At 65.9% G+C, this 24904-nt stretch carries 25 protein-coding genes and 1 tRNA gene; 20 read left to right on the forward strand and 6 right to left on the reverse strand.

The features are described from left to right. Positions 1–3: 3 nt before the first annotated feature. From AC5P8F_RS02525 to AC5P8F_RS02550, 6 genes are all read left to right on the forward strand, one after another. A complete protein-coding gene (locus tag AC5P8F_RS02525) occupies positions 4–909 on the forward strand; it encodes a lytic transglycosylase domain-containing protein (protein ID WP_111205949.1) in 906 nt (301 codons plus the stop codon). 199 nt (positions 910–1108) lie between these two features. Then, positions 1109–1729: a ubiquinol-cytochrome c reductase iron-sulfur subunit gene (petA, locus tag AC5P8F_RS02530; protein WP_004151998.1), complete on the forward strand. Its 621-nt coding sequence runs from the start codon at positions 1109–1111 to the stop codon at positions 1727–1729. Beyond that, positions 1729–2988 (forward strand): cytochrome b, encoded by a 1260-nt coding sequence (locus AC5P8F_RS02535; RefSeq protein WP_014646581.1) that lies wholly within the window; start codon positions 1729–1731, stop codon positions 2986–2988. Before petA ends, AC5P8F_RS02535 begins: the two co-directional genes overlap by 1 nt. Further along, positions 2981–3730 carry a cytochrome c1 gene (locus AC5P8F_RS02540; protein ID WP_032960911.1) on the forward strand — a complete coding sequence of 250 codons (750 nt, stop codon included), beginning with the start codon at positions 2981–2983 and terminating at the stop codon, positions 3728–3730. Before AC5P8F_RS02535 ends, AC5P8F_RS02540 begins: the two co-directional genes overlap by 8 nt. A 134-nt stretch (positions 3731–3864) precedes the next feature. Next, the gene (locus AC5P8F_RS02545) at positions 3865–4500 is read left to right on the forward strand and encodes a glutathione S-transferase N-terminal domain-containing protein (RefSeq protein WP_005408842.1); all 636 of its coding nucleotides are present in this window, start codon (positions 3865–3867) and stop codon (positions 4498–4500) included. Between the two features lie 84 nt (positions 4501–4584). Then, positions 4585–5037, forward strand: coding sequence for a ClpXP protease specificity-enhancing factor (locus tag AC5P8F_RS02550; protein WP_014646584.1), 453 nt, complete (start codon positions 4585–4587; stop codon positions 5035–5037). Positions 5038–5141: 104 nt separating this feature from the next. On the opposite strand, the gene AC5P8F_RS02555 is transcribed toward AC5P8F_RS02550, so the two are convergent. The 4 genes from AC5P8F_RS02555 to AC5P8F_RS02570 form a co-directional block, all read right to left on the reverse strand. Beyond that, positions 5142–5492, reverse strand: coding sequence for a DUF3301 domain-containing protein (locus AC5P8F_RS02555; protein WP_005415950.1), 351 nt, complete (start codon positions 5490–5492; stop codon positions 5142–5144). A 67-nt stretch (positions 5493–5559) separates the two neighbouring features. Further along, entirely contained in the window at positions 5560–6561 is a 1002-nt protein-coding gene (locus AC5P8F_RS02560) for a DUF2272 domain-containing protein (protein ID WP_111205951.1), read from the reverse strand. Between the two features lie 180 nt (positions 6562–6741). Next, entirely contained in the window at positions 6742–7593 is an 852-nt protein-coding gene (nadC, locus tag AC5P8F_RS02565) for a carboxylating nicotinate-nucleotide diphosphorylase (protein ID WP_014646586.1), read from the reverse strand. Next, on the reverse strand, positions 7590–7859 hold the full coding sequence (locus tag AC5P8F_RS02570; protein ID WP_014036599.1) for a Trm112 family protein: 270 nt from the start codon (positions 7857–7859) through the stop codon (positions 7590–7592). The genes nadC and AC5P8F_RS02570 overlap by 4 nt, the downstream gene beginning before the upstream one ends. A gap of 58 nt (positions 7860–7917) precedes the next feature. Here AC5P8F_RS02570 and purE point away from each other — a divergent pair, with 58 nt between their 5' ends. From purE to AC5P8F_RS02585, 3 genes are all read left to right on the forward strand, one after another. Continuing rightward, positions 7918–8421, forward strand: coding sequence for a 5-(carboxyamino)imidazole ribonucleotide mutase (gene purE / locus AC5P8F_RS02575; RefSeq protein ID WP_495227585.1), 504 nt, complete (start codon positions 7918–7920; stop codon positions 8419–8421). Then, on the forward strand, positions 8418–9566 hold the full coding sequence (locus AC5P8F_RS02580; protein WP_049442243.1) for a 5-(carboxyamino)imidazole ribonucleotide synthase: 1149 nt from the start codon (positions 8418–8420) through the stop codon (positions 9564–9566). The genes purE and AC5P8F_RS02580 overlap by 4 nt, the downstream gene beginning before the upstream one ends. Before the next feature lie 112 nt (positions 9567–9678). Further along, positions 9679–10020 (forward strand): carboxymuconolactone decarboxylase family protein, encoded by a 342-nt coding sequence (locus tag AC5P8F_RS02585; RefSeq protein WP_004152082.1) that lies wholly within the window; start codon positions 9679–9681, stop codon positions 10018–10020. 74 nt (positions 10021–10094) lie between these two features. Here the strand turns inward: AC5P8F_RS02585 and AC5P8F_RS02590 are convergent, their stop codons facing one another. Beyond that, the gene (locus AC5P8F_RS02590; protein WP_014646588.1) at positions 10095–10673 is read right to left on the reverse strand and encodes a superoxide dismutase; all 579 of its coding nucleotides are present in this window, start codon (positions 10671–10673) and stop codon (positions 10095–10097) included. Between the two features lie 120 nt (positions 10674–10793). Here AC5P8F_RS02590 and grxD point away from each other — a divergent pair, with 120 nt between their 5' ends. The 11 genes from grxD to AC5P8F_RS02645 all read left to right on the forward strand — a co-directional run bounded on the left by grxD (position 10794) and on the right by AC5P8F_RS02645 (position 24185). Next, complete coding sequence (gene grxD / locus AC5P8F_RS02595; protein ID WP_005415957.1) at positions 10794–11114, forward strand: Grx4 family monothiol glutaredoxin; 321 nt, start codon at positions 10794–10796, stop codon at positions 11112–11114. After that, positions 11111–11887, forward strand: coding sequence for an SDR family NAD(P)-dependent oxidoreductase (locus tag AC5P8F_RS02600; protein WP_414612031.1), 777 nt, complete (start codon positions 11111–11113; stop codon positions 11885–11887). The genes grxD and AC5P8F_RS02600 overlap by 4 nt, the downstream gene beginning before the upstream one ends. A 233-nt stretch (positions 11888–12120) precedes the next feature. Then, positions 12121–15339, forward strand: coding sequence for a TonB-dependent receptor (locus tag AC5P8F_RS02605; protein ID WP_495227586.1), 3219 nt, complete (start codon positions 12121–12123; stop codon positions 15337–15339). A gap of 253 nt (positions 15340–15592) precedes the next feature. Next, the gene (gene ppnN / locus AC5P8F_RS02610) at positions 15593–16981 is read left to right on the forward strand and encodes a nucleotide 5'-monophosphate nucleosidase PpnN (RefSeq protein ID WP_075075696.1); all 1389 of its coding nucleotides are present in this window, start codon (positions 15593–15595) and stop codon (positions 16979–16981) included. A gap of 161 nt (positions 16982–17142) precedes the next feature. Next, positions 17143–17658, forward strand: a complete 516-nt coding sequence (locus AC5P8F_RS02615; RefSeq protein ID WP_032960898.1) for a GspH/FimT family pseudopilin — start codon at positions 17143–17145, stop codon at positions 17656–17658. Continuing rightward, on the forward strand, positions 17655–18128 hold the full coding sequence (gene pilV, locus AC5P8F_RS02620) for a type IV pilus modification protein PilV (protein ID WP_032960895.1): 474 nt from the start codon (positions 17655–17657) through the stop codon (positions 18126–18128). Before AC5P8F_RS02615 ends, pilV begins: the two co-directional genes overlap by 4 nt. 2 nt (positions 18129–18130) lie before the next feature. Continuing rightward, positions 18131–19291 carry a PilW family protein gene (locus tag AC5P8F_RS02625; RefSeq protein ID WP_032960892.1) on the forward strand — a complete coding sequence of 387 codons (1161 nt, stop codon included), beginning with the start codon at positions 18131–18133 and terminating at the stop codon, positions 19289–19291. Positions 19292–19293: 2 nt separating this feature from the next. After that, entirely contained in the window at positions 19294–19809 is a 516-nt protein-coding gene (locus tag AC5P8F_RS02630; RefSeq protein ID WP_032960888.1) for a PilX N-terminal domain-containing pilus assembly protein, read from the forward strand. 11 nt (positions 19810–19820) lie between these two features. Next, a complete protein-coding gene (locus AC5P8F_RS02635; protein ID WP_032960885.1) occupies positions 19821–23567 on the forward strand; it encodes a pilus assembly protein in 3747 nt (1248 codons plus the stop codon). 38 nt (positions 23568–23605) lie between these two features. Continuing rightward, positions 23606–24028 carry a type IV pilin protein gene (locus tag AC5P8F_RS02640; protein ID WP_049416370.1) on the forward strand — a complete coding sequence of 141 codons (423 nt, stop codon included), beginning with the start codon at positions 23606–23608 and terminating at the stop codon, positions 24026–24028. A gap of 80 nt (positions 24029–24108) precedes the next feature. Then, positions 24109–24185: transfer RNA gene (locus AC5P8F_RS02645), tRNA-Asn, on the forward strand. Between the two features lie 72 nt (positions 24186–24257). Here the strand turns inward: AC5P8F_RS02645 and AC5P8F_RS02650 are convergent. Beyond that, the gene (locus tag AC5P8F_RS02650; protein ID WP_329768056.1) at positions 24258–24794 is read right to left on the reverse strand and encodes a GspH/FimT family pseudopilin; all 537 of its coding nucleotides are present in this window, start codon (positions 24792–24794) and stop codon (positions 24258–24260) included. Positions 24795–24904 lie beyond the last annotated feature (110 nt).

The following is a 24904-nucleotide window of genomic DNA, read 5'->3' on the forward strand; positions in this document are numbered from 1 at the left end:
GGCATGAAGGGGATACTGGGGACAACGGCGATCATCATCGCTGCGCTGACCGCTGCGCCGGCCAGCGCGGGCACCCTGTTCAAGTGCCAGGGCGCCGACGGGGTCACCAGCTATGTCAGCAAGCGCCTGGCCGGGGCCCGCTGCAGCGCCATCAGCTACAGCCGCGACCTCCGCCCGGCACCGCGCCCGGTGGTGGCCGCGCCGAAGCCGGCGCCGACCACCGTGGCCAGCATCGAGCGCAACCCGGTGGCGGTGGCGGCCAGCGCTGCGACGCCGGCGGCTGCGCCAGCCGCCGTACCCGCGCCCCCGGTTGCCTCGCGCAGCGGGCGCATGGTCAGCGGCCAGGTCTATTCCTTCATGAAGGACGGCGTGCGCCACTACACCAGTGCGCGCCCGACCCAGGTCGCCAACCTCGGCCCGGTGCGCACCATCCGGTACAGTTTCATGGAGCGCTGCTACGCCTGTGGCGTCAACCCGCGCGTGGACTTCGGTTCGGTGCGGTTGAACACCACCGCGTTCCAGACCGAGATCAGCTCGGCCGCGCGCGAGTTCGGCGTCGACGAAGCCGTGGTGCGCGCCATCATCCACGCCGAGTCGGCCTACAACCCGACCGCGCTCAGCCGCGCCGGCGCGCAGGGCCTGATGCAGCTGATGCCGCCAACCGCGGCCCGTTTCGGAGTCAGCGATTCCTACGATGCCGGGCAGAACATCCGCGGTGGCGTGCAGTATCTTGCGTGGTTGTTGAAGCGTTTCAATGGCGACCTGACCCTGGCCGCGGCTGGCTACAACGCGGGCGAAGGCGCGGTTGACCGCCACGGTGGCGTGCCGCCCTACAGCGAGACCCAGTACTACGTGCGCCGGGTCGGGCAGCTGGCCGAGCGTTACCGCACCGCATTGACGCACCAGTAGTGCCGGCCGCTGGCCGGCAACCTTGGGCAATGGCCGGCACCGACCGGCCACTGGCTGGCAGCCCCGTAATCAATGTTGTTGCAATGCGTTGTGTGGCGCTCGACGGTTCCGCTACACTCGCCCATGATTCAATGCGGCTCTGGCCCCCACCGGATCCGCTGGCAGCCTTAAAGCTACCTAATCAATATCGGAGTGCCGGATGGCCAACGATGGGGTACACGATCCAGTCAACACCGGACGTCGGCGTTTTCTTTCTGCCACCACAGCCGTGGTGGGCGCCGTCGGCGTCGGATTCACCGCTGTTCCTTTCATCAAATCCTGGAACCCCAGTGCCCGTGCCAAGCTTGCCGGCGCACCGGTGGTGGCCGACATCAGCGCCCTGCAGGAAGGCCAACGCCTGATCGTGGAATGGCGTGGCCAGCCGATCTGGATCGTCAAGCGGTCCAAGGCGATCCTCGATGCACTGCACGGGCTCGATGGCCGCCTCAAGGACCCCGAGTCCGGCGAGAAGGACCAGCAGCCGGACTACGTGCTGAAGCAGAACCCCGAGCTGCGCTCGATCAAGCCGGACATTTCCGTGCTGGTCGGCCTGTGCACGCACCTGGGCTGTTCGCCGGAAATGGTCGCCGAGATCCGGCCTGAACCCTATGACCCGCAGTGGAAGGGCGGCTACTTCTGCCCCTGCCACAAGTCGCGCTTCGACATGTCCGGCCGCGTCTTCAAGGACGTGCCGGCGCCGATCAACCTGAAGGTGCCCGCGCACCATTACCAGGACGACAACACCATCATCATCGGTGTCGATCCGCAGGGGGCAGCCTGATGGCCAATATCCTCGCTCGTACCGCCAGCGGCGTGGCCGACTGGGTCAATGCCCGCGCGCCGGGCCTGATGCCGGTCTACCGCAAGCACGTCACCGAGTACTACGCGCCGAAGAACTTCAACATCTGGTACTACTTCGGTTCGCTGGCGCTGCTGGTGCTGGTCAACCAGATCGTCACCGGCATCTTCCTGACGATGCACTACAAGACCAACGCCGCCGAGGCGTTCGGCTCCATCGAATACATCATGCGTGATGTGGAGTGGGGCTGGCTGATCCGCTACATGCACTCCACCGGGGCCTCGCTGTTCTTCATCGTGGTCTACCTGCACATGTTCCGCGGCCTGCTGTACGGCAGTTACCAGAAGCCGCGCGAGCTGGTGTGGATCCTGGGCATGCTGATCTACCTGGTGCTGATGGCCGAAGCCTTCATGGGCTACGTGCTCCCGTGGGGGCAGATGTCGTTCTGGGGCGCCAAGGTGATCATTTCGCTGTTCGGCGCGATACCGGTGATCGGCAACGGCCTGACCGAGTGGATCATGGGCGACTACCTGCCCAGTGACGCCACGCTCAACCGCTTCTTCGCGCTGCACGTCATCGCACTGCCGCTGGTGCTGCTGTTGCTGGTGGTGCTGCACCTGGGCGCGCTGCACGAGGTGGGGTCGAACAACCCCGATGGCGTGGAGATCAAGAAGGGGCCCAAGGGCAATCGCTGGTCGCCGAACGCCCCGGCCGACGGCATTCCGTTCCATCCGTACTACACGCTCAAGGATGGCGTCGGTGCCGGCTTCCTGCTGATCATCGCCGCCTTCATCATCTTCTTCGCCCCCGGTTTCGGCGGCCTGTTCCTGGAGCACGACAACTTCACCGAAGCCAACCGCCTGGTGACCCCGGAACACATCAAGCCGGTCTGGTACTACACGCCGTACTACGCGATGTTGCGCGTGGTGCCGAACAAGCTGGGCGGCGTGCTGGTGATGTTCTCGGCCATCGCGATCCTGTTCCTGGTGCCGTGGCTGGACAAGGCGAAGGTGAAATCGGTGCGCTACCGCGGCTGGATCTCGAAGGTGATGCTGGGCGTGCTGGCGGTGTGCTTCGTGTGGCTGGGCGTGATTGGTTCCGGCCCGGGCACCGATGTGCACGAGACCTACATCGGGCGGGTGTTGACCTTCCTGTACTTCGCGTTCTTCATCACCATGCCGCTATGGACAAGGTTGGACAGGACCAAGCCGGTACCGGAGAGGGTGACCACGCATGACTGAGCGCTGGATGGTCCGGCTGGCCCTGGCGGCCACCCTGATGCTGGGCAGTTTCCTGGCCTCCGCCGCCGAAGGCGGCACCCCGCTGCTGCAGGCCGGCAACGACCTCGGTGACCGCGCCTCGCTGCAGCGCGGCGCGCAGCTGTACATGAACTACTGCTCCGGCTGCCACGCATTGAAGTACCTGCGCTATTCGCGGATGGCGCAGGACCTCGGCCTGACCGAGGAAGAGGTGATGAACAACCTCAACTTCACCGGCTCGGCGATCGGCGACCCGATCCCGGTGGCGATGCCCAAGGAGAACGCGGAGAAGTGGTTCGGCAAGATGCCGCCCGATCTCAGCCTGATCTCGCGCGTGCGGGGCAGTGACTGGGTCTACACCTATCTCAAGTCGTTCTATCTGGACAGCAGCCGCCCGCTGGGCTGGAACAACGCGCTGTTCGCCAATGCCTCCATGCCCAACCCGCTGTGGGAGATGCAGGGCCTGCAGCATGCGGTGCACGGCAAGGCGGAAGCGCCTGGCATGGACCCGCCGGTGACCGGCCTGAAAATCGAAACGCCCGGGTCGGTCGATGCCGGCCAGTACGATCAGGCCGTTCGGGACATCACCAACTTCCTCGAATACGCCGGTGAACCGGCCGCGCTCAAGCGGCAGCAGCTGGGCGTATGGGTGATCCTGTTCCTGGCCCTGCTGACTTTCCTGCTGTACCTGCTGAAGAAGGAATACTGGAAGGACGTCCACTGATTCTGCCGCCGGCCATCGCCCGGGCCTATTGGCTTTTGTGATGGTCGGTTGCACACTCGGGGTGGAGTCGACCGCTGGCACGGTGCCGGCGGCGCCGATGCGGCAGGCGGTCTCCTGTCGTGGGAGAGCCTTTGATGGCGGCGAGCGTACGCATGCGCAATACACTGACGCTGTTTTCCTCGAACGACGACGTACTGTGCCACCGGGTACGCCTGGTGCTGGCGGCCAAGGGGGTCACCTTCGACTTTGTCCCGGTCGATCCGCAGAACCCGCCTGAAGACCTGATCGATCTCAATCCGTACCACTCGGTGCCGACCCTGGTCGAGCGCGAGCTGGTGCTGTACGCCGCGTCGGTGGTCAGCGAATACTTGGACGAACGCTACCCGCATCCTCCGCTGATGCCGGTCGATCCGCTCTCGCGTGCGCGTATCCGCTTGGCCATGCTGCGCATCGAGCACGACTGGGTACCGCAGGTGCAGGCCATCCAGCTGGGCAACAAGACCCAGGCCGAGGCCGGCCGCAAGCGCCTGAAGGAACTGCTGACCGCCTCGCTGCCGCTGTTCAAGGCCAGCAAGTTCTTCCTCAATCCGGAAATGAGCCTGGCCGACTGTGCAATGGCACCGATCATCTGGCGCCTGCAGTCGCTGGACGTGCCGCTGCCGAAGGACGGCAAGGCGATCGAGGACTATGGCAACCGCATCTTCCGTCACCCGGGTTTCGTCCGCAGCCTGACCGACCAGGAAAAGAAGCTGCGCGATCTGCCGGTCTGATCCGACCTTGCGTAACCCGTCTGCACGCCGACCGGCGTGCAGGCGATCCGCCCCGGCGGGGCGCCGGGCGCGTACACTTCACGCATGACCGAAGACTTCTTCCACATGACCAGCCACCGCCCGTACCTGCTGCGGGCGCTGGTGGAATGGATCAACGACAACCAGCTGACCCCGCACATCCTGGTCGACGCCGGCGTCCCCGGCGTGCAGGTGCCGCCTTCGGCGGTCAAGGATGGCCGGGTCGTGCTCAACATCGCCGAACGCGCCGTCGTGCGGCTGATGATCGACAACGAAATGGTGAGCTTCTCGGCCCGCTTCTCCGGCACGAGCTACCCGGTGCAGGTACCGATCAGCGCCGTGCTGGCGGTCTATGCCCGCGAGACCGGGCAGGGCATGGCGCTGCCGGATGACATTCCGGGCAGCGAGACCGCGCCGACCAGTGACGAACTGCTGCACGAGGACGGCACGCCGCCGGACGATACGCCACCGGCCAGTCCGCCGCCCAAGGGCCGCCCGAACCTGCGCGTGGTCAAGTAACCATTCCGACGCCGCCCCGATGGGCGGCGTCTTCCTTTGCAGGTTTTACCGGTGGGTGCCGGAATTGTGTGGGTGCCGACCGTTGGTCGGCACACCTTCAGTTCTTACACATCCTCGGCATCCTCCACATCCGGCCGGATCTGGCTGATCCGCGCGGCACCGGGGCCGGTGAACGAGATCAGCTGGTCGCCGCGCAGCACCATGCGGCCCACGTGGCGATCGATGCCATCGTAGGAATACTCGAACTTGAAGGTGCGCTCGAAACCGAGCCGTCCGTCCTCGCCACGCGACAGTCGCAGGCCGGTGGCATGTACCGCCTGATCCAGCCACTGCACGTCGGCAGCGCGGCAGGCATTGCGGCCCAGCTCGACCGCGCGCTCGGCGGCCGAACGCGCCGCATTCCAGAAGAAATAGATGATTCCGCCGGCAATCAGCAACAACAGCAGGGTGGGCATGGCGTCAGCCGTCAGAGGTGGATCCGGCAAAGATGGCGGCGAACGCGCGCTGGATCAAGCGCTGCACTCACCGCCGTGGCTGCGGTTCGCTGGACATCGGTGATGCGGGCACGTTAGACGGCGCCGTCGCCGGCACCGTCTGCATCGGCGCGGCGGAGGGCGAAGGCATCACCAATGGCGCGGTCGCCGTCAGCTGCAGCAGCGCTGCCCAGTCCTGGCGGTTGAAGCTGCATTCGTCCTCGCGGCCCGGCGTGCAGCTGGGCTCGATGCCGGTGCTGTTGCGTTCGCGCGCCGGCGGCAGCTTGATCAACCCGGTGCGGTCCAGCGGCAGCAGTCGCATCGCCACCGTGTTCATCACGTTGCCGCCCACCAGGTACAGGGTCTGGTCGCCCCCCAGGTTGGCGGCCACCACTACTTCGCAATGTGATTTCCAGTGGCCCACCGAACCGTTGCCCAGTGCCTGCACCAGCCCACTGTAGCTGAGCGTGGTGCTGCGATCGCGCAGGAAGCACAGCAGGTCGCCCGGTGCGGGCTTTGCGGTCGCGGGATCGACCAGCCGGTACGGCACGCCCGAGGGTCCGCCCTGGTACGCGGCACGGATGTAGTCGATGTGGCGTGGCGACGCGTTGAAGCCGGGGACGCCGGACTGCACCATCACCCAGGAAATGAACGCGGCCGACCACGGGTTGTCGATCAGGAAGGTGCGGCAGTCGCTGTCGGTGTAGCGCGTGCCCAGTGGTGCCAGACAGCTGCTGGCGCCGGCGATGCTGCCCATCGCGTTGAGCGTGCCGCTGTTGCGCCAGTAGCCGGCCACGCGTTGCCAGGCAATCAGCCCGTTGTCGGTCAGATGTTCGTTCTCAGCCTCGGTGACACTCAGGCTCGCCGCGCGGCCATCGCGATCGATGAAAGGCCGGAACCAGAGCCGGTGTTCATTGCAGGCAGTATTGCGGATGGCCACCGCCAATGGGCTCAGGCCGAAACGCGGTGGCACATCGCAGGCTTCGGCCGCCGCTGCGGACAGGGGGGCCGCGGCCAGCAGCAGACAGGCAGGCAAGAGCATCCGGCGCATGCGCGGCTCCTGTGGGGGATGCCGGCAGCGTCGCAGAGGCGGCCGTAGCCGAGCCGTGAAGGCGTCCCGGGTCGTGTAGAGCCGAGCCCATGCTCGGCTCATCGCGCGAAGCGCGCGCAGGGCGTGCCGCAAATCGACAAGCAGCCGAGCGTAGGCTCGGCTCTACAAGTCCTGCAGGCCTCAGCCCGGCGGTGGGCCGAGCTTCAACGACAGATCGATGGCCTGCACGTGCTTGGTCAGGCCGCCGATGGAGATGCAGTCGACGCCATCCTCGGCGATCGAGCGCAGGCCACCCAGGCCGACGCTGCCGGACACTTCCAGCGGAATGCGGCCGGCCGTGATGCGTACCGCCTCGCGGCGCAGGTCGGGGCTGAAGTCGTCCAGCAGGATGCGTTCGCAACCAGCGTCGAGCGCCTGGCGCAGCTGCGCCAGATCCTCGACCTCGACCACCAGCGGCAGCGCAGGCCACTGCCGGCGTGCGCCCGCCACGGCGTCGGCCAGTGAACCGGCAGCGCGGATGTGGTTTTCCTTCAGCATCACCGTGTCGTACAGGCCGAAACGATGGTTCTCGCCACCGCCGCAGCGCACCGCGTACTTCTGAGCCAGGCGCAGGCCGGGCAGGGTCTTGCGGGTGTCGAGGATGCGCGTGCCGGTACCGGCCACCGCCGCCACGTAGCGGGCGGTGGTGGTTGCCGTACCGGACAGCGTCTGCAGGAAGTTGAGCGAGGTGCGTTCGGCGCTGACCAGGCTGCGGCTGCGCCCATGCAGCAGGGCCAGCACGGTGCCTGCGGTGACCGCGTCGCCGTCGGAAACCTGCCATTCGATGCGTACGTCCGGGTCGAGCGCGCGGTGGGTGGCGTCGAACCAGGGGCGGCCGGCGATCACCCCGTCCTGCTTGCACAGCAGGTAGGCGCTGTCGGCCTGGTCGGGCAGCAGGGCGGCGGTGACATCACCGCTGCCCAGGTCCTCGGCCAGTGCACGCGCGACATCGGCGGCGACAACGGCCGCATCCGGCGTCGGCAGCGTGCTCATGCGGTCGGGAAATCGGCGATCTGGGCGGTCGGGATGGCTTCCTCGGCCAGCAGCACCGGGATGCCGTCGTCGACGCGGAAGACCTGCTTGCGGTCGCGGGTGACCAGCGCTTCGCGCAGCGGCTGCGCCAGCGGGTTGCCATCGGCCTTGTTCACCGCGCCGGCGGAAATGGCCTTGTTGAGGGCTTCCAGGCCCTTGCCATCCAGCAGGGACAGGGGCTGGCGGGTGTCAGGCGACACCAGCAGGTCGAGCAGCTTGCGATCCATGGTTCTTCGTCTTGCGTGGAAGATGGCTAGAATACGTCTTTAAGGCAGGTGACGGCCAATGACCCCCAACCCGATCGCGCCGCTTGTCGGCATCGTCATGGGTTCCCGTTCCGACTGGGAAACCATGCAGCACGCCGCCCAGAAGCTTGAAGCCCTGGGTGTTCCGTTCGAAGTGAAGGTGGTGTCCGCGCATCGGACGCCGGATGTGTTGTTCAGTTACGCCGAGCAGGCGGGCCCGCGTGGCCTGCGCGCGATCATCGCCGGTGCCGGCGGGGCCGCCCACCTGCCAGGCATGATCGCCGCCAAGACCGCCGTGCCGGTGCTGGGCGTGCCGGTGCAGTCCAAGGCCCTCAACGGCATGGATTCGCTGCTGTCGATCGTGCAGATGCCGGCCGGTATCCCGGTCGCCACCTTCGCCATCGGCAATGCCGGCGCGTCCAACGCGGCGCTGTTCGCCGCCGCGATGCTGGCCAGCGACCAGCCGGCGATCGGCCAGGCGCTCGACGCCTTCCGTGCACGCCAGGCCGAAGACGTGATGGCCCACGACGATCCGCGCCAATGAGCCTGACCGTCGGCATCCTGGGCGGCGGCCAGCTCGCCCGCATGATGGTCCTGGCCGGTGCGCCGCTGGGGCTGCGCTTCGAACTGTATGACCCGGCGGCCGACGCCTGCAGCGGCCCGCTGGCGCCGCTCACCGTCGGTGCCTTCGACGACCGCCAGGCGCTGGCGGACTTCGCTGCCAAGGTCGATGTGGTCACCTTCGATTTCGAGAATGTGCCCGCCGACAGTGCACAGTTCCTGGCCGACCGCGTGCCGGTCTACCCGCCGCCGGCCGCGCTGGCGGTGGCCCAGGACCGGTTGAGCGAGAAGACCCTGTTCCAGCAGCTGGGCATCCCGCTGCCGGCCTTCGCTGATATCCGCAGCCGCGACGAGCTGGCGGCGAAGGCCGCCGAATTCGGCCTGCCGTGCATCCTCAAGACCCGCCGCCTGGGCTACGACGGCAAGGGCCAGTTCCGCCTGCGCAGCGAAGCCGACATTGATGCCGCCTGGGATGCGCTGGGTGCACAGGTCGAGCGCACCGGACTGATCCTGGAGGGCTTCGTGGCCTTCCAGCGCGAGGTCAGCGTGGTGGCCGTGCGTGGCCGCGATGGCAGTTTCGAAGCCTGGCCGATCACCGGCAACTGGCATGTCGACGGTGTGCTGTCGGCCAGCGTGGCCCCGGCCGTGCTGTCCGCCGCCGAGCAGCAGGCAGCCATCGGCTATGCACGCTGTGTCGCAGAACACCTGCAGTACGTCGGCGTGTTCGCGCTGGAACTGTTCTGCCGCGATGGCGAGCTGCTGGCCAACGAGATGGCGCCACGCGTGCACAACTCCGGGCACTGGACCATCGAAGGCAGCGAGACCTCGCAGTTCGAGAACCACCTGCGCGCCGTGCTGGGCCTGCCGCTGGGCAGCACCCGCATGCTCGGCCATGCCTGCATGCTGAACTGGCTGGGCCGGATGCCCGACCCGTTGCCGGTGCTGGCCCAGGCCAGTGGCCACTGGCATGACTATGGCAAGGAGTCGCGCGAAGGCCGCAAGGTCGGCCATGCCACGTTGCGCGATGACGATGCCGCAGCACTGGCCGACGCGTTGGACCAGGTGGGCCTGGAACTGGACCGCCAGGCCCAGGTGGCACCGGCGGTGCACGCGCTGCGCAACCGCTGAGTCCGGTAGTGCCGGCCGCTGGCCGGCAGTGCAACGGTGTGGCGCACCGGTGCAGCCATCGGCACAACATTCCCGGTGGTAGCGTGGAGCTCCTTTCACAGGAGTCACGACCATGCTCGACTGGAATGCCTACCGCAAGGAACTGAAGGGCCGCATCGGCGAGATCGGCAAGCTCTCGCCGGATACGGTCAAGGGCTACGCCACCCTGGCCAATGCCGGTGCCCAGACCAACCACCTGGATGCCAAGACCCGGGAGTTGATCGCGCTGGCGGTGGCGGTGACCACCCGCTGTGACGGCTGCATCACCGTGCACGTGGACGCGGCGCTGAAGCATGGCGCCAGCCGCGAGGAAATCGCCGAGGCGCTGGGCGTGGCGGTCTCGCTCAACGCCGGGGCCGCGCTGGTGTACTCGGCGCGGGTGATGGATGCGGTGGCCGCGCACGAGAGCGCGTGAAGCTTCATCTGTAAGCCGAGCCCATGCTCGGCTGCTGTCCGGCCAGCCGAGCATGGGCTCGGCTCTACAGGGGGTCAGCGCAGCTGGCTCTCGGCGAATTCCCAGTTGACCATCTGCCAGAACGCGTCCAGGTAACGCGCGCGGTCATTCTGGTAGTCGGTGTAGTACGCGTGCTCCCACACGTCGCAGCACAGCAGCGGGGTGCTGTCGCCGGTCAGGGGCGTGCCGGCGTTGCGGGTGGCCTGGATGCCCAGCTGGCCCCCCGGGTGCTGCACCAGCCACACCCAGCCCGAGCCGAACAGGCCCAGTGCAGTGCGGTTGAATTCCTCGCGCAGGCGCTGCGCGTCACCGAACTGGCGCTTGACCAGCTCGCCCAGCCGGCCCTGTGGTTCGCCGCCGCCGCGCGGGCGCAGGCACTGCCAGTAGAAGCCGTGGTTCCAGGCCTGGGCGGCCGCATCGAACAGCGTGCCCTGGGCATGGCGCACGATCTCTTCCAGTGACGCCTCCTCCCACTCGGTGCCGAGGGTGCCGGCGTTGACCGCGTCGACATAGGCGCGGTGGTGGCGGCCGTGATGCAGTTCCACGGTCTGCGCGGACAGGTGGGGCTGCAGGGAGCCGGAGAGGTAGGGCAGGGCGGGCAATTCGACGGGCATGTGCAGGTTCGTGGCCAGGGGACGGCGGCAGCCTGTTCCATCCGCTTACAATGGCGGCTACCGTGGGCAGTCTAGCCGACCATCACGGTCGGGTTGTCCGGCGAAGCAAGGAGTGTGGTTGTGGCGGTGATGCAGCAAATCCAGGCCGAGGTCGATCGTTACCCGCTCGTGCTGTTCATGAAGGGCACCCCGCAGTACCCGATGTGCGGCTTTTCCAGCCGCGCCGTGCAGGCGTTGATGGCTGCCGGCGCCGTCACCCTGCGCACCGTCAACGTGCTCGAAGAACCGGAGATCCGCGCCAACCTGCCGCGCTTCTCCAACCTGCCGACCTTCCCGCAGCTGTTCATCAACGGCGAGTTGATCGGCGGCTGCGACATCGTCATGGAACTGTTTGAATCCGGCGAACTCAAGCGCATCGTCGAAGAGGCGACCCAGGGATGAGTGCCTGGCCGTCGACGTCACCGACTGACGGGGCGCTCGATGGCCGCCCGTTGCAGGACCGCGTGGTGCTGGTTGCCGGTGCCGGCGGCGGGCTGGGCAGTGCGGCGGCGATTGCCGCTGCGGCGGCCGGGGCTACCGTGGTCCTGCTGGGGCGCAAGCCGCGCCGGCTGGACCGGGTCTATGCCCAGGTCCAGGCGGTCGGCCCGGAACCCCTGCTGTACCCGATGGACCTGGAGGGTGCCGGCCCCGATGACTATGCCGAACTGGCCCAGGCCCTGCAGCGTGAGCTGGGGCGGCTGGATGGCCTGCTGGTCTGCGCCGCGCATTTCCCCGGCCTGACCCCGTTCGAGCTGGCCGACCCGGCCAGTTTCGCCCGCGCGGTCCATGTCACCCTGACCGCCCCGGCCTGGCTGGCCCAGGCCTGCCTGCCGCTGCTGCGGCAGCGCGAGGATGCCGCCCTGGTGTTCGCGGTCGATGCCGCTGAACGGGTGGGGCAGGCCTACTGGGGAGGGTACGGCGTGGCCCAGCACGGCCTGCGTGGCCTGATCGCCAGCCTGCACGATGAACTGGGCCGCAGTCCTGTCCGGGTCAGCGGCCTGTACCCCGGCCCCCTGCGCACGGCGCTGCGCGCACGTGCCTATTCCGTCGACCAGGACCCGGCTGCGCAAGGCACGGAAGCCGCAGCGGCAGCGGCGGTGACCCTGTTGTCCGGGGCCGGCCATGCCTGGCGGGGGACGATTCTCGATGCCAGCGGGGCAGTTCCCCGCGAGTGAGCCCCGGGGAAAGGCGGAGTGAAGAACCCGTCACGATTGCATTGCGAACCGGTGCCGTTTGTCGCACAACCGTCACATTGATGGCGTAGCGTGTTAATCTAGTGTTAACCGTTATGGCTGCCTTCAGCCAAGCGGTAGGGAACCCCAGATAACTCTCCGACCAGCCACCCGCAGGGCTGTTTGGATGCGCTTTTTTTTCCGCCATCGCCAACTCGCATCGAGGCTACCGAAAAATGACCCACCCACTCCGGATGTCCAAGCTTACCCTTGGTCTCGTGGCTGCACTTGCTGCCGCTCCCGCCTTCGCCCAGACCACCACTGCCGGTGTCGGCGGCCAGGTCGTGACCAGCGGCGGCCAGCCCGTCGCCGGTGCTGAAGTCACCATCACCCACACCGAGTCGGGCACGGTTTCGCGCGCTACCACCGACGCGGCGGGTCGCTACAACGCGCGCGGCCTGCGCGTGGGTGGTCCCTATACCATCACCATCACCAAGCCGGGTGAAGGCACCAAGACCGAAGATGGTGTCTACCTGGGCGTGAACCAGACCGGCACCATCAATGCCATCCTGACCGGTGACGTGGCCAAGGCCACCAACCTGGACACCGTGCAGGTCACCGCCGTCGGCGGCGGCTCGGAAGTGTTCAGCGCCACCAAGATGGGCTCGGGCACCAACATCAGCCAGGAGCAGATCGAGATTGCGCCGTCCATCGGCGGCAACATCCAGGATCTGATGCGCCTGGATCCGCGCGTGACCTTCATCGACCGCGCCTCGGGCTCGATCTCGGCCGGTGGCCAGAACCCGCGCTACAACTCGATCAACATCGACGGCGTCTCGGCCAGCGACACCTTCGGCCTGGAAGGCAACAACATGCCGACCCGCCGCCAGCCGGTCGCGATGGAGGCCATCGAAGCGCTGGACATCAACCTGTCCAACTACGACGTCAGCATCGCTGGCGCTGCCGGTGCCACCGTCAATGCGGTGACCAAGTCCGGTACCAATGAATTCCACGGTTCGGTGTACGGCACCTACCGTGACGGTGACTGGTTCGGCAAGAACCCGGAAGGCAAGAAGTTCAACGGCTTCAACGACGAAAAGACCTACGGCATGACCCTGGGCGGCCCGATCGTCAAGGACAAGCTGTTCTTCTTCGCCAACTACGAGAAGTTCAAGCAGTCCGCGCCGGGCGCCGACCTGTCCAGCACCGCGCTGGGCAAGGCCAATGCCGACTACAGCATGGCTGACGTGACCCGTGCCCAGGAAATCGCCAAGGGTTATGGCTTCGATGCCGGCGGTATCGAAAGCAACGGCAACACGGATCTGGAAGAGTACGCGCTGAAGCTCGACTGGAACATCAACGAGAACCACCGCGCCAACATCCGTTACAGCAAGCTCGAGCAGAGCAAGCTGCGCATCAACGGCATGGGCTCGACCTCGCAGGCTTCGCTGAGTTCTTACTGGTACCAGCACGTCAAGACCAACGAGAGCTACGTCGCCCAGGTCTTCAGCGACTGGACCGACACCTTCTCGACCGAGTTGAAGGCTTCGTACCGCGAGTACTCGGCCGTCCGCGAGGTGCCGACCAATGCCCCGAGCATCCGCATCTACTTCCCGCGCGGTGGCGATGTGACCACGCCGGAAGGCGACTCGCTGTTCCTGGGTACCGAGACCAACTCGCAGAACAACGTGCTGGAAACCAAGGCGTGGAACTACTACGCCGCCGGTACGCTGACCTTGGGTGACCACGACCTGAAGTTCGGTGGTTCGTACGACACCAACGATGTCTACAACTACTATGGCGCTGGCTCGTGGGGTGCTTACACCTTCTATGGCCTGGACAATTTCGCCAAGGGGCAGTGGCAGACCTACCAGCTGAACAAGGAAAAGAGCGCGAACTCGATCGCGGCTGACTACAAGTACAGCAACCTGGCCCTGTTCGTGCAGGACACCTGGTACGTCAACAGCAACCTGACCCTGACCATGGGTCTGCGTGGCGACCGACCGAAGGTGAGCCCGGCGCCGGCGTACAACCAGAAGGCGCAGACTGTCTTCGGTTATGACAATAGTGCGGTGTTCCCGAGCAAGTTCCTGATCCAGCCGCGCTTCGGCTTCAACTACACCTTCGACACCGAGCGCCCGACACAGCTGCGCGGCGGCATCGGCCTGTTCCAGGGTGATGCACCGCAGGTGTGGATCAGCAACAGCTACTCCACCACCGGCTTCAACTACGACTCGTACAACATCAGCCGCTACAACGGCCAGAAGTTCAATCCGGACAAGGACAACCAGCCGGTCCCGACCACTCCGGGCAGCGCGCTGCAGAACGTCAACTTCGTCGGCCGCGACTTCAAGCTGCCGTCGCTGTACAAGGCCAACCTGGCCTTCGATCACGAGCTGCCTTGGTACGGCATGGTCGCCTCGGCCGAGCTGCTGGTCACCAAGGTCAAGGATGGCCTGTACTACCAGCACCTGAACCTGGGCAAGGGCCGTCAGGTCGGTGCCGATGGTCGCGTGAACTACTACGTGCCTTCGGCTGACGGCAGGGCGTGGGGCACCAACGATGCGCGTAATGGTTACGCCGCACAGGGCTTCAACAACGTCTACCTGATCGACAACACCGATCAGGGCCGCACCTCGCAGTTCACCGTCTCGCTGAGCAAGCCGTGGAGCGCGAGCAGCGACTGGTCCTGGAACCTGGGCTACACCTACACCGATGCCAAGGAAGTGGGTAGCCTGACCAGCTCCACCGCCAGCTCGGGCTGGGGCTACCAGTATGCCTTCAATGCCAACGAGGAAATGCTGAACACCTCGCGCTACCAGATCCGAGACCGCCTGTCGGGCTCGCTGAACTGGAAGCACAAGTTCTTCGGCGACTACGAGACCAAGGTGGGTCTGGTGTACGAAGGCCGCAGCGGCCGCCCGTACAGCTACATCTATGTGAACGACGCCAACGGCGACGGCCGTTCGGGCAACGACCTGTTCTACGTGCCGCGTCGCGGCGAGGTCCTGTTCGGTACCCTGTCCAACAACGGCAAGTTCACCGCCGATGCGGCGATGGAGAAGTCGTTCTTCGACTGGCTGGCGGCCAACCCGCAGCTGGCCAAGTACGAAGGCCAGGTGGCTCCGGCCAACCAGTTCCGTACCGGCTGGATCAACACCTTCGACATCCGTATCAGCCAGCAGCTGCCGGGCTTCACGAAGGGCCACAAGTCGGAGATCTGGCTGGACATCCAGAACGTCGGCAACATGCTCAACAAGAAGTGGGGCAACATCTACGACTACGGCTTCTACGCCAACGCTCGTGTTGCCAGCCTGCAGGGCCTGTACAACGGCAAGTACGTCTACAACTACCGTGGCGCGGACCTGCCGAGCGTCGCCAACTCCGATGCTGACGGCTTCGACGTCGGTGTCTCGCAGTGGTCGATGCAGCTGGGCTTCCGCTACCAGTTCTGATGCACTGACGTAGCGCTGCTGTAAACGGAAACGGCCGGGGAAACCCGGCCGTTTCCCGTTCAGGCGAAAGTCCTTGCGGGGCGCTGGGCAACGGCGTAGCATCTGGAAATGTGCGCGGCGTCAACGCCGCCCAGGCGGTCCCAGACAGGCGAACGCGGGCAGCACACATCCAACGGTCGGGCTTCCCGGCCGTTTTGCTTTTTAAGGGGGCGGCAGTACAGTCGGAAACCTTGAAGGAAGCGAAAAATTGGATATGACCACGAACGAAAAATCAGCCCGTGCACTGCCGGTGCAGGATGCGCGGATCTACCCGCGCGGTGGGCTGGATGTGCTGTCGCGCGCCGAGGTCGCACGCCTGCGCGATGCCTCCGCCGGCGGCATGCATGAGCTGCTGCGCCGCTGCGCGCTGGCTGTGCTGACCAGCGGCAGCGCTTCGGACGATCCGCGCGCGGCGCGCGACCTCTACCCTGATTTCGACATCCAGGTGGCGCAGCAGGATCGCGGCGTGCGCATCGACCTGGTCAACGCACCGGCGATGGCCTTCGTCGACGGCGAGATCATCCGCGGTGTCGCCGAACTGCTGTTCGCCGTCGTGCGCGACCTGGCCTACATGGCCATCGAGATGGGCCCGGCCTACGCGGCCGAGCTGGAGTCGTCCGAGGGCATCACCAACGCGGTGTTCGGCCTGCTGCGCAATGCGCGCATCCTCAACCCGGGCGATCCGAACCTGGTGGTGTGCTGGGGCGGCCATTCGATCTCGCGCGACGAGTACCTGTACACCAAGCAGGTGGGTTACGAGCTGGGCCTGCGCGGCCTGGACATCTGCACCGGCTGCGGTCCGGGTGCGATGAAGGGCCCGATGAAGGGCGCCACCATCGCCCATGCCAAGCAGCGCCGTACCGTGACGCGCTACATCGGCCTCACCGAGCCGGGCATCATCGCGGCCGAGTCGCCGAACCCGATCGTCAACCACCTGGTGATCATGCCGGACATCGAGAAGCGCCTTGAGGCCTTCGTCCGCATCGGCCACGGCATCATCGTGTTCGCCGGTGGCGTCGGCACTGCCGAAGAGATCCTGTACCTGCTCGGCATCCTGCTGCGCGAGGAGAACAGGGACCTGCCGTTCCCGCTGATCCTTACAGGCCCGACCGTGGCGGCGCCGTACTTCGAGCAGATCGACCGCTTCATCCGCCTGACCCTGGGTGATGAGGCTGCCGAGCGCTACGAGATCATCATCGGTGACCCGGTCGCGGTGGCCAAGAAGATGGCCAACGGCATCAAGCGCGTGCGCGAGCACCGCCTGGCGCAGAAGGACTCGTTCTTCTTCAACTGGTCGATCGAGATCCCGTGGGAGTACCAGCAGCCGTTCGTGCCGACCCACGAGGCGATGGCCGCGCTGGACCTGCACCACGGGCGTGCGCCGCACGCGCTGGCGGCCGACCTTCGCCGGGCGTTCTCGGGCATCGTGGCCGGCAACGTGAAGGAGGACGGCATGCGCCGCATCGAGCAGTTCGGGCCGTTCCAGATCCACGGGGACCCGGACATGATGCAGGCGCTGGATGCGCTGCTGCGCGCCTTCGTCGAGCAGCGCCGGATGAAGATCTCCGGCGAATACCAGCCCTGCTACCAGGTGCTGGCCTGAACCCGGGCCGGCGCGATGGGGATCGCGCCGGCACGGGCAGGGGAGGGCGGGTCGTCAAGCCTTTGACGCCCGTCGCCCCGGATTGACCGTTCATCCTGCCGCCGCTTGCCGGTGGCGGGGCGATGGCCCATCGTGGCCACCAACACGCTGGGGAGCGTCCAATGTCTTTGCGCCGGGAAAGCGGCTTCACCTTGATCGAGCTGATGGTCACCATCGCCGTGGTGGCGATCCTGGCTGCGATCGCCTTTCCAAGTTTCCAGGGCACGATTCGTTCGAGCCGGGTGAGCTCGACCAACAACGAGGTCCTGGGCCTGCTCAGTCTTGCCCGCAGCGAGGCGATCCGCAGCAACCGCGGTGGCGGCGTCTGTGGAAGCAGCGACGGTGCCAGCTGTGATGGTGGCTGGTCGGGCGGCATGCTGGCCTTTGCCGATGCCAATGGCGACGGTGCGCTGTCGGCAGGTGAAACCGTCCTGCGCTTCGTCAGTGGCAATCCCAAGCTGAAGATCACTGGGCCGGCCACGGAGATCGCCTTCGACGGGCGCGGCCGTCGCCGCGCCAGCGCCGAGCAGGAGGTACGGCTGGAGCCGGACGTCTGTAGCAGGGGCGCACTGCACAAGCGCACACTGTCGGTGAACGCCTCCGGGCAGATCCGCAGCACCAAGGAAGCCTGTCCATGACCACCCGTACCTTCCGCGCGCGCCAGGCCGGGGGCTTCACCCTGCTGGAAGTACTGATCGCCATCATCGTGCTGGCGTTCGGCCTGCTGGGTTTTGCCCTCTTGCAGACCCTGAACGTCCGCTTCGTGCAGAGCGCCAATTATCGAACCCAGGCCACCAACCTGGCTTACGACCTGACCGAGCAGATGCGCAGCAACCGCTTCCAGGCGGCCTGGTACACCGGCGCGTCGTTCGCGGCAGGCAGCAAGACCGCCGCCACTGCGTGCACCAGCGATACCGGCGACGTCTCCATTGAAAAGAAGATCGCGCGCTGGCAATGCCAGGTGGTGAAGGCGCTGGGCGACGATGCAGGCGCCAATGTCACCTTCAGTGGTGGCGTGGTCAATGTGGCCATTACCTGGGGCGACCAGCGCTGGGATCCGGATGACCCGGACAAGGCCACCACCTTTGCACTGGCTACGGAGCTGTGAGCATGCGCCTGAACCGACGTGCCACCATGGCCGGCCTGTCGCTGGTGGAACTGATGATCGCCCTGGTGATCAGCCTGGTGCTGATGCTGGGCGTGGTGCAGGTCTTCATGGCCTCGCAGGCTGCCTCGCGCCTGTCCGAGGGGGCCTCGCGCGTGCAGGAGAACGCCCGTTTCGCGCTGGATTTCCTTGAGCGCGACATCCGCATGGCCGGGCACATGGGCTGCGTGAACGACCAGGCCCACGTGGTGAAGAACCAGGGCGATCCGGTATCGCACCTGGGTGCATCCTCGGGCGATGGCAGCCCGCTTGATTTCAGCGTTTCCATCCAGGGCTTCGATGCACCGGGAACCGCGCCGGGCGGGAGGCTCGCACTCGGGGCGACATGGTCCGCACCGTCAGCGCTGCCGGCAGCGATCACCCGGCTCAGCCCCGCGCCGGCGGGCGGAAGCGATGTGCTGGTGCTGCGCTACCTGGCGCCTGAGGGGGTGCCGGTGACCGGCATTTCGTCCAGCGGCGGCAATGCGCTTCTGGACATGGACAGCACCCGGGTGGCCCGACTCACCTCGGGGGGCGTGGCGGCACCGACCTTGTTCGGCATCGCCGACTGTGCCCACGCGGACATCTTCGCCGGTACGTTGAGTGCGGCCCGTGTGACCGCGCCCTCGCTGGACCTGTCGCGCTATGCCGCGCAGCCGACCGGGCAGACGATGCTCTACCGGGCCGAGTCGATGGTCTATTACGTCGGCATCAATCCGGAGACCGGACAGCCGGGCCTGCGTCGTGCCCGCGCCAACAGTGCTGGCGCCTATGCGGTCAATGAAGAACTCGTGGAAGGCATCGAAAGCCTGCAGCTGCTGTATGGCCTGGACAGTACCGCCAACATCAGCCTGGGCACGCCACCGGCCGGCAACATCACCAACCTGGCCGCCGCAACTGGCGTCAGCACCAACGCGAACGCGTCCGGTGCCGCGCAGTGGCTGCGGGTCGGGCAGGTGCAGGTGGGGCTGCTGGCACGCAGCCCGACGCCGTCGTCTTCGAGCACACCTGCCAACCCGCTGTCGGTACTCGGCGTGGGCTTTGTCAGCAGCGACAGACCTGACGGCCGCTACCGCTCCAGCTATGAAGTCTCGATTGCACTGCGCAATCGCCTGTTCGGGAACTGACCATGACGACCTTTTCACGTTCGTTCAGGCCCGCCCCCGCTCGCACCCAGCGCGGCGCCGTGCTCTATGTCGCGTTGATCATGCTTATCCTGCTGGCGCTGCTGGGCATTGCGGGCATGCAGGTGGCCGGCATGCAGGAGAAGATGGCTGCGAACTACCGCGCCGCCAACCGGGCCTTCCAGAACTCCGAGGGCGTGGTGCGTGCGGCCGAACGCTCGGTGGAGAAAATCGCCAACCGCCAGGATGTGGGGAGCGGCAGCCTGGTGCAGTCCAGCACTCTGTCGCGGGCCTGCGATGACGGCTTCGATCCGGTTATGTGGGCGGAAAATCGCCGCAACCAGACGCGTCCTGCGGTCAATGTCCGCCAGATCGACAGCTGTGTGATGGGCGAATCGTCGCTCGACATGGGCCGTCCGCTGGAAGACGTCACGCCGATTTACCAGATTACCGGCTTCGCGACCGACGATGCCGATGCGAGCTCGTCGTCGGTGGTCATCGATACCGTATTCAAACTCTGAGGACGCAGGCCATGGCTTCGCGCAAATTCCGTTTCATGGCCGCAGGCAGCGTCGCATTGGCGCTGGGGGGGGGCTATGTCATCTACAGCCTGATGGCGGCCCAGGCCCAGGGCACGCTGGCGCAGGCACCGCTGAACATCCAGGTACAGACGCCGCCGGCCTTCCTGATGGCGCTGGATGATTCCGGCTCGATGTTGTGGGAGACGTTGAACAACACGCGCGATGGCGTGTACCGCTGGGATGGCAGTGGCTTCTACAACCAGGGTGCCGTCAACGGCTACGATGGGTCCGGGCAGCGCTACCTGTACGTTTTCCCCAGCTATGGGCGCGACGACCAGGCAGCCATTCCGCCGCTTGACAGCTTTGGTTTCGCCCGATCACCTGACGTCAACTCGTCCTACTACGATCCGCGTGAGATCTATCCTGGCTGGAAGACGGGCTTGTCCGATACAGCCCTCGCCAACTATCTGGACATCAGGGCGTCCAGTGCGCCGCTGGACCCGCGTCCGGACAATGCACCGAACAAGATCGCCGGCGCCCTGGACCTGACTGTGGACTCGCTGTTGACCAGCATGGACACCGGCGGGCGGACCGGCGCGAACTGGCGCTTCCGCTTTCGTTCCGGCATGACGCTGCCGGTCGGAACCCGTATTGAGCGTGGGCGATGCAACCTGAGCGGGGGGGCTGTCCGGCAGGAAGGCTCGTTCGACAACGTGACGCGCCAGACCACCATCAGCAGCTCAAGCTGCGATGCTGCCGTCGCCTTCTATCCGGCCACGTTCTTCCTGGCAGATCCGTCTACACTGCCGGCGGAATATGGGTACACCGCGGCACCTGTTGCCGTTGCAAATCCTCCGGGCGGCCGTCCAGGTACGTTGTACAAGTACGAAATCAAGATTGCGAACTTCGGCAACAATCAAGCGAAGTACAACGCTGCCATGCAGAGCTTCGCCAACTGGTTCAGCCTGTATCGGACGCGACGCGAAGCGCTGATCGGTGCGGCCACGAACGCGCTGTACGACACTACCAATCTGCGCGTGGGCTGGTTCCGTATCAATGGCCGCCGCGCGGTGACCATGTTCAACATGACCAACGAGCCGGAGAAGCAGCAGCTGCTCAGCCAGATCATCGGCGAAATGCGGGCCAGCAGTAGTACGCCCAATCGTTCCGCCGCACAGTACCTTGGCGAACAATTCCAGCGCACGGATCAGAACGCGCCGGTACTCCTGTCATGCCAGAAGAACGCGGGCATGCTGTTCACCGATGGCTATATCAATGAGTCCGGCAACACGACGCTGATGAAGGATCTCGTGGCGCCGTACTACAACAGTTCTCTCGTGCCGGGCAAGGAGACCAATTCCGTGCCGGTGCCGGCCGAGTGCAAGGGGCCGAATCCAAATCCGTCGCTGGATTGCAAGACCCACCTGCACATGAATTTCTACGGCGTGACGCTGGGCACGCAGGGCAAGGAGTTCGGCGTCCGGTACCTGCCGGATCCGCTGCGCCCGTGGGTGCTCAGCCCCGACCCGTACGTCGTCAAGCCCAACTTCCCGACGACGACGCAGGACCTCAAGCCCGAGGCCGTTGATGAGCTGTGGAACGCGGTCTATGACACCCGCGGTGAAATGGTCAACGCCACGCGCCCGGCCGAAATCACCGCAGCCATGCGCCGCATCATCAGCAACGTCGCCCAGGGCGCCACGCCGTCCGGCTCGCGTTCGCTGACTGGCGCACGCATCGGCGTCGGCTCGTTGTCGGTGGAGCCGTTCTACGAGGCCACCAACAACGGCACCGACTGGTACAGCAAGTTGCGCGCCTTCAAGCTGAGCGTCGAGCCGTCCACCCGCAAGATCGTTTCGGAAGAGGCCTGGGAAGCATCTGCGAAGATGCCGGCGCCTGCATCACGCCGCATCCGGTTCTGGCGCAACGGCGCGCTGGAAGACTTCACCGGCAGCAATGTCAGCCTGGCCAATCTGTGCACCAAGTCATCGACGCTGTATCCGGGCATCCTGATCTGCAGCGCGTCCGAGCTGGCCGGCCTGACAACGGATTCCACCACGGCCGTGGCCTACCTGCGTGGTGAAACCTCCGGCGAGAAGCGCAACGGCGGCAAGCTGCGTGATCGCAGCACGGTACTGGGCGACATCATCACCTCCACCCCGGTGCTGAGTTCGCCTCTGGATGACTATGGGTTTGGCCGCCTCCCGGGCACGATGGGCAGCAGTTACGCCGCCTACATGACCACCAAGCGCAATGGTCGCCGCTACATGGTCTACGCCGGCGCCAACGACGGCATGTTGCATGCCTTCGATGGTGGCATGGGCGCCGACGGCCAGATGGACGCTGACGGTGGCAAGGAGCGGTTCGCCTACATTCCCTCGACCGCGTTGGGCCACATGGGCAACCTGTTGTTGCCCAACGACCCGACCAACCAGAACGCCCAGCGTTTCCAGCACCGTTACTACGTCGATGGCCCGGTGACGATCAGCGACACCTACGGCAGCAACGGGTGGACCACGTCACTGGTGGGCACGGCCGGTGCCGGCGGCCGCAGTGTGTTCGCGCTGGATGTGTCCGATCCGGGCAACTTCGGCGCCACCGGCTCCCTGCTGTGGGAGATCAGTGACCTCGATGCTTCGCTTGACGATGCTGTGCGCGCCAACATCGGCCATGTGCTGGGCAAGCCGGTGATCGTGCCGGTGAAGAATGCCGACGGTTCGGTGGGCTTCAAGGCGATCTTCGGCAACGGCTACGAGAGCAGGAGTGGCAAGGCGGTACTGTTCGTGGTTGACATGGTGGCAGGCCGCACGCCGACCATCCGCATGATCGAGGCGATCGAGTCGGGTACCAACCTGCCGTCGGGCAGCAACGGGCTGGGCAACATCGTGGTGGTTGATCGCTGGGGCGGAACCGGGCAGAACGCGCGGGTGCGCGATGGCCTGGCCGATACGGTCTATGGCGCCGACAAGCGTGGCGTTATCTGGAAGTTCGACCTGCGCGGGACCACCGCGCCAACCGTACCGTTGTTCACCACCAATACCCATGTCGATCCCGCCGACCGCCGGACCTACCGTCAGCCGATCACCGGTGGCATGACGGTGACCACCGGACCGTCCGGTGGCGTGATGCTGATCTTCGGCACCGGCAGCTTCTCCTACTACGGTGACGAGAGCGATACGGCGGTGCAGGCGTTGTACGGTATCAACGACACCGCAGCGGGCCAGCCGACGACGACGCTGACCTCGGCAAACCTGAGCTCGTATACGGCCGAGATCGGTTCCGGCGTGCGGACGTTGCGTGCGGGAACCGTGCCTACGGTCAGCCGCGGCTGGACCGTGGTGCTGGCCAACAAGGAGCGTGCCGTCGGTAATCCGAGGATCGTGTCCGGCGTGGTCTTCTTCCCGACCTATATTCCGTCCGACGCTCAGGGTTGCTCGGTGGACGGTGCGAACTGGTTGCTTGGCCTGCAGGCCAGCACCGGGCAGGCAGCGATGTCGCAGGTGCGCTTCGGTGCCCCCGACGGCCGGTCGCCGGGAGCGGGTACTGCCGGCGTTGCTCTCAACACTGGCGGCAACGCGCCGGTGAGGGATGTGACGACGTCGGTGGTGCCGCGCCTGGCGCCGCCGGACAGCACTCCCGGCAACCCGCCGCCGCAGCCGCCAGGTGAGGCGTGCCTGATGCAGATCTCGGTGGCCGGTGCTGATCCGATGTACCTGCCGTACCCCTGTGGCCGCCAATCCTGGAGGCAGATCCAGTGACCGGCGTCGATCCTTCTCCGGCAGCAGGAGCCCGTGCAATGCGCCAATCTTTCGCGGCGGGTCGCCTGGCCCGCGGTTTCACCCTGATCGAGCTGATGATTGTGGTCGCGGTCGTGGCAATCCTCGCCGCGATCGCATACCCGAGCTACAGCGAACATGTGCGCAAGTCGCGCCGGGCCCAAGCCAAGGCCGATCTGGTGGAATACGCACAGTTGGCCGAGCGCTTCCACACGGTCAACAACACCTACGTCGGTTTCAAGTTCCCGGGCAATGCCGATTCGATCAACTCCCCGCGCGAGGGCGGCACGGCGGCCTACACCCTGTCCATGCAGACTGCGCAGTCCACATTCACCTTCACCGCCACAGCCGTCAACGCACAGGCGAAGGACAAGTGTGGAAATCTGACGCTCAACCAGGCCAACGTGAAGACCGCCAAGACCACGCTGTCCGAGTGCTGGTGACACTGCTGGAAACAGACGACGCAAGCATGTGAACGGGAGTGTTGCACTCCCTGTTCGACGTGATTACAATGCGCCTCCCCGCCCGAATAGCTCAGCCGGTTAGAGCACTTGACTGTTAATCAGGGGGTCGTTGGTTCGAGTCCAACTTCGGGCGCCAAATGTTACACATCAAAGGCTTGTGGACTTCCGCAAGCCTTTTTTGTTGTCTGCTTGAAGGCCAGGGCATCGTTCAGCAGGCTTGCCCGGCCCGCAGGGTGGACGAACGCGCCCGCCCACTGTTGCTGACGATGACCCGCGCGTGCTCGCGTCCCCGCACGCAGATTTGCAGTGTCAGGTTGCTGCCGGGACTGCGGCCATCCGGTTGGAAATAGAGTTGCGGTCGCCCGCTGCTGCTGGCGGCACTGATCGTGACATCCGGGCGGCCGGCCTGATGCAGGACAATGGCATCGGCCGTGGATGGGGGCTGCCACGCGGCTGCGGCCCGGTAGGCAATCCAGCCCTGGCTCCAGTCGTCCCCGCAGCGGTGGCCGTCCGCGCTGGCGCAGAGGCCGATCAGTTCGCGACGCATGATGGCCTGGCTGCGTGCCGTTGCCAAGGCGGCTTGCAGGCTGAACCGGGTGGCTTCCGCGCGCTGGTGCAACAGCAGCGCTCGCAGCGAGGGCCAGCCGGCGGCCAGCAGCACGGCCAGTACCACCGTGATGACCAGGATCTCGATCAGGTGCATGCCGCGCGACGCGGCGCGGCTGGAAGTGTGGTCAGGGTGCATGCATCCAGCCTCCGCGCCCGGCTGCGCGGCCGCCATCGGGAATCCCCGTGGCGGGCTGCCCGGCCACCCCTCAGCCAGCCGTCACCCCTAGCCCCGTATACTCATCCTTC

The sequence above is a fragment of the Stenotrophomonas sp. YJH_SMC_69 genome, from assembly GCF_059370495.1.

Coding starts and splice junctions, on each gene's coding strand:
- AC5P8F_RS02525 (WP_111205949.1), top strand. CDS start 4: ATGAAGGGGATACTGGGGACAACGGCGATCATCATCGCTGCGCTGACC.
- petA (WP_004151998.1), top strand. CDS start 1,109: ATGGCCAACGATGGGGTACACGATCCAGTCAACACCGGACGTCGGCGT.
- AC5P8F_RS02535 (WP_014646581.1), top strand. CDS start 1,729: ATGGCCAATATCCTCGCTCGTACCGCCAGCGGCGTGGCCGACTGGGTC.
- AC5P8F_RS02540 (WP_032960911.1), top strand. CDS start 2,981: ATGACTGAGCGCTGGATGGTCCGGCTGGCCCTGGCGGCCACCCTGATG.
- AC5P8F_RS02545 (WP_005408842.1), top strand. CDS start 3,865: ATGGCGGCGAGCGTACGCATGCGCAATACACTGACGCTGTTTTCCTCG.
- AC5P8F_RS02550 (WP_014646584.1), top strand. CDS start 4,585: ATGACCGAAGACTTCTTCCACATGACCAGCCACCGCCCGTACCTGCTG.
- AC5P8F_RS02555 (WP_005415950.1), bottom strand. CDS start 5,492: ATGCCCACCCTGCTGTTGTTGCTGATTGCCGGCGGAATCATCTATTTC.
- AC5P8F_RS02560 (WP_111205951.1), bottom strand. CDS start 6,561: ATGCGCCGGATGCTCTTGCCTGCCTGTCTGCTGCTGGCCGCGGCCCCC.
- nadC (WP_014646586.1), bottom strand. CDS start 7,593: ATGAGCACGCTGCCGACGCCGGATGCGGCCGTTGTCGCCGCCGATGTC.
- AC5P8F_RS02570 (WP_014036599.1), bottom strand. CDS start 7,859: ATGGATCGCAAGCTGCTCGACCTGCTGGTGTCGCCTGACACCCGCCAG.
- purE (WP_495227585.1), top strand. CDS start 7,918: ATGACCCCCAACCCGATCGCGCCGCTTGTCGGCATCGTCATGGGTTCC.
- AC5P8F_RS02580 (WP_049442243.1), top strand. CDS start 8,418: ATGAGCCTGACCGTCGGCATCCTGGGCGGCGGCCAGCTCGCCCGCATG.
- AC5P8F_RS02585 (WP_004152082.1), top strand. CDS start 9,679: ATGCTCGACTGGAATGCCTACCGCAAGGAACTGAAGGGCCGCATCGGC.
- AC5P8F_RS02590 (WP_014646588.1), bottom strand. CDS start 10,673: ATGCCCGTCGAATTGCCCGCCCTGCCCTACCTCTCCGGCTCCCTGCAG.
- AC5P8F_RS02600 (WP_414612031.1), top strand. CDS start 11,111: ATGAGTGCCTGGCCGTCGACGTCACCGACTGACGGGGCGCTCGATGGC.
- AC5P8F_RS02605 (WP_495227586.1), top strand. CDS start 12,121: ATGACCCACCCACTCCGGATGTCCAAGCTTACCCTTGGTCTCGTGGCT.
- ppnN (WP_075075696.1), top strand. CDS start 15,593: ATGACCACGAACGAAAAATCAGCCCGTGCACTGCCGGTGCAGGATGCG.
- AC5P8F_RS02615 (WP_032960898.1), top strand. CDS start 17,143: ATGTCTTTGCGCCGGGAAAGCGGCTTCACCTTGATCGAGCTGATGGTC.
- pilV (WP_032960895.1), top strand. CDS start 17,655: ATGACCACCCGTACCTTCCGCGCGCGCCAGGCCGGGGGCTTCACCCTG.
- AC5P8F_RS02625 (WP_032960892.1), top strand. CDS start 18,131: ATGCGCCTGAACCGACGTGCCACCATGGCCGGCCTGTCGCTGGTGGAA.
- AC5P8F_RS02630 (WP_032960888.1), top strand. CDS start 19,294: ATGACGACCTTTTCACGTTCGTTCAGGCCCGCCCCCGCTCGCACCCAG.
- AC5P8F_RS02635 (WP_032960885.1), top strand. CDS start 19,821: ATGGCTTCGCGCAAATTCCGTTTCATGGCCGCAGGCAGCGTCGCATTG.
- AC5P8F_RS02640 (WP_049416370.1), top strand. CDS start 23,606: ATGCGCCAATCTTTCGCGGCGGGTCGCCTGGCCCGCGGTTTCACCCTG.
- AC5P8F_RS02650 (WP_329768056.1), bottom strand. CDS start 24,794: ATGCACCCTGACCACACTTCCAGCCGCGCCGCGTCGCGCGGCATGCAC.